1 protein-coding gene is annotated in these 454 nt (G+C 74.2%); it reads right to left on the bottom strand.

What is annotated here, in order from left to right; all coding sequences use genetic code 11:
* Positions 1–135: 135 nt before the first annotated feature.
* Positions 136–454, bottom strand: a 319-nt coding sequence (locus TN53_RS42365) for an LLM class flavin-dependent oxidoreductase (protein ID WP_046264240.1), incomplete at its 5' end; no start/stop codon positions are given.

Raw genomic sequence — 454 nt, 5'->3', positions numbered from 1 at the left:
TCGTGACGTAGCGGGTCCATTCGTCGGCGACGGCCGACGGCGTGCCGGTGAACGCCGGGTGGCCCGGCGCCACCTCCAGCACCAACTGCCGTATCGGCAGACCCCGTTCGGCCGCCAGCTCGCGCCACTTGCGGATCAGGGCCGCCTTGCCGGTGCGGTGCGCACCAGCCAGGCGGCCCGGCCGTGCGACGCGTGGTCCAGAGCGGCCAACTGCGTGGCGAGGTGGAAGGGGTCGGTGGTCGTCACGTGCAGTGTGGGCCCGAGCCCGATGCGGTCGGTGAGGCCCGAGACGTACACCGCGCGGGTTCCGGCCTCGATACGGCCGACCGGCACCGGGCACCTCCCGGGCGGCAGCGGTGCGTCGGCGAAGGTGACGAGGGCGAAGCCGACGCGTTCGGCGGAGACGGGCGGCTCCCGAACCGCCTGTGGGGTCAGGGCAGTTGGGGCGGCGGAA

The sequence above is a fragment of the Streptomyces sp. WM6386 genome, from assembly GCF_000972385.1.
Lineage (GTDB): Bacteria > Actinomycetota > Actinomycetes > Streptomycetales > Streptomycetaceae > Streptomyces.
Note: the sequence above shows the minus strand (reverse complement) of the source record. Positions and strands in the feature narration are given on the sequence as shown.